We start from the raw sequence: 2,793 nt of genomic DNA, 5'->3' as shown, positions 1-2,793 counted from the left end.
TCCGCCCCTGAACCGATCACGCAGACCGGGCCCGCATCCGACACCATGTAGCCCAGCCGGTCCGCCGGATACTCCGGGTCCAGCGGCAGGTATGCGGCCCCCGCCTTCAGCACACCCAGCACCGACACCACCATCGACACCGAACGCGGCAGCGCTATCCCCACCACGCTCTCCGGGCCGATCCCCCGGCCGATCAGCACATGCGCCAGCCGGTTCGCACGGCGGTTCAGCTCCGCATAGCTCACCACCTCACCGCCATGCTCCAGCGCCACCGCATCCGGTGTCCGGCGCACCTGCGCCTCGAACAGATCCGGCACCGTCCCGCCAGACACCGCCCGATCCGTCCCGTTCCAACCCGACAGCAGACGGGACCGCTCCTCCACATCCAGGAGGTCAAGGTCGCGCACCGGGGTTCCAGGCGCACGCTCGAGCGCATCAGCCATGGCCTCCAGCACCCGTTGCATGGCCGCGCAGATCCAATCCGGTGCGAGCGGCCTGACAGCCTGCGCGGTCAAGCCTAGCGCATCGCCGAAATCCTCCACTGACAGGCCGAAGGGATAGTTCGTCCGTTCCTCTGCGCCGAGCCACTCGATCCCCGCCGTCAGACCGGTCGTCCCGGCGTTCGGCATGCTGTTGTGGCGATAGTTCAGGAGCGCGCTGAACAGGGGGGCTGGCGAGGCCACGCCGCTGCAGCGTTGGGCCAGAGCCAGCGAGGCATGTTCGTGGCGCAGCAGCCCGGCCAATCTTGCGTGAGCCCGTCGCGCGCTCTCCTCGACCCCGGTTCCGTCGAGATCCAACCGCAAGGGGAGGGTGTTGATAAACATCCCCATGGCTCGATCGGCGCCGCTTCCTGACTGCATGCGTCCAAACAGAACGGTTCCGAACACCACCCGCTCGCGCCCGGCGGTGCGGGCGATCACCTGCCCCCATGCGAGATGACACAGGCTGGCAAGGCTGACACCCAGCCGCCGCGCCTGGACGCGCAGCCGGTCATTGAGGCTTTGCGGCAGCATCCGGTGCGCTTCATCGATATCGCTGCCGTCGAGATGCACGTCGGCAAGACCGAACGGCGTGGTCGGCTCTTCCATCTCGGAGAGCATCTCGCGAAAAAAGCGCTCATGCTCATCCTGCGACACGCCGAAACGGGCCTGGGCCACCAGGTTGCGGAACGGGTGCGCCGGCCCCAGATCACTCCAACGCCCGGCCAGGACGGCCTCGATCTCGGCCTGCAGAATCTCCACCGTGGAATGATCCCCGGTCAGGTGATGCTGCAGCACCAGCAACAGCCAGCTCCCGGTCTCGGGCTCCCTGGCCGCGACGAACTGGAGTTGTGGCGCTCGGGTGAGGTCCATTCGATACCGACGGGGATCGAACCGCCGGGTCAGTTGTTCGACGGCAGGTCCGTCCGCTGGATCGAGCTCGATATCCGCGACGCTGAGCGGCGCCTGCCGCCACACCACCTGGGCCGGAACGGACAAGCCATCCCAGACGAAGGCGGTGCGCAGGATGTCGTGGCGATCGACGACCTGCTGCACCGCGTCGATGTAGCGATCCATCAGGGCGCGGTCCGCGAAGCGCATTCGCGCCACCATCAGATACGGATCGCCGTCCGCCGCGAGCAGATGATGGAACAGAATGCCGTCCTGCAACGGCGACAGCGCGTAGATATCCTGGATATTCGCCACCCCTCCTGGAACCTGCGCGACGATGCGGTCGATATCCGGTTGGGTCAGGTCGATCAGCGGCAGCATGTCCGGCGTGATCGTGGTGTTGAGCGGGCCGATCACGTTCTCCGGCGTCGGCACCTGATGGTCGCCGCCCGCGGTTGCAGCCAGCCCGGCCAGGGTCGGACTTTCGAACAGGCTGCGAATGCCGATGCCGAGATCGAGGGTGCGCAGACGCTCCATCATTTGCACGGCCAGGAGCGAATGACCGCCGAGTTCGAAGAAGTTGTCGTTGCGTCCGACGCGCTCGACCCGGAGCAGTTCCTGCCACTGCCGCGCCAATATGTGTTCGGTCTCACCTCTGGGAGGTTCGTAGGCCGGCCGGGTATAGGCATCGCCGGCCGGCGCCGGCAGGGCCTTGCGATCGAGCTTGCCGTTCGGCGTCAGCGGCAATGCCTCCAGCACCACCACCACCGACGGCACCATATGCTCCGGCAGGCGCTGCCCCACATGACGGCGCAGCTCCGCCCCATCCGGCGACGCACCCGACGCCGTCACCACATAGCCGACCAGCTGCTTCTGCCCCGGCTGGTCCTCCCGCGCGATGACGGCGGCCTGGGCGACGGCGGGATGGCTGCCGAGTGCCGCCTCGATCTCACCCGGCTCGACCCGGAACCCGCGGATCTTCACCTGCTCGTCCGCACGGCCCTGGTACTCCAGCACACCGTCCGGACGCCACCGCGCCACGTCTCCCGTCCGGTACATCCGGCTCCCCGCTGGCCCGAACGGGCACGCCACGAACCGCTCCGACGTCAGGCCCGACCGGTTGAGATAGCCCCGCGCCAGCCCGGCACCGGCAATGTACAGCTCCCCGGACACTCCCACCGGAACCGGACGCAGGCTCCCGTCCAGCACGTACACCCGCGTGTTCCAGATCGGCGCCCCGATCGGCGGCTCGACCGCTCCGGACAGGGCTTGGCTGGCCGTGGCGCAGACCGTCGCTTCCGTCGGGCCGTAGGCGTTGAACATCCGGTGCCCGGCCGACCATTGCCCGACCAGATCCGCAGGACATCTGTCGCCGGCGACGATCAGGGCGCAGCTCTGCGGCACATCCTCGGGCCGCAGGGTC

1 protein-coding gene is annotated in these 2,793 nt (G+C 68.1%); it reads right to left on the bottom strand.

Annotation, left to right across the window (positions count from 1 at the left end):
* A partial coding sequence (locus AB4112_RS35895; protein WP_441727237.1) for an AMP-binding protein occupies nucleotides 1–2,793 on the bottom strand: 2,793 nt, incomplete at both ends.

This window comes from Inquilinus sp. 2KB_23 (assembly GCF_052115705.1).
Taxonomy (GTDB): Bacteria; Pseudomonadota; Alphaproteobacteria; order DSM-16000; family Inquilinaceae; genus Inquilinus; species Inquilinus ginsengisoli_A.
The sequence above is the reverse complement of the archived record's forward strand: the minus strand, read 5'-3'. Positions and strand labels throughout refer to the sequence as shown.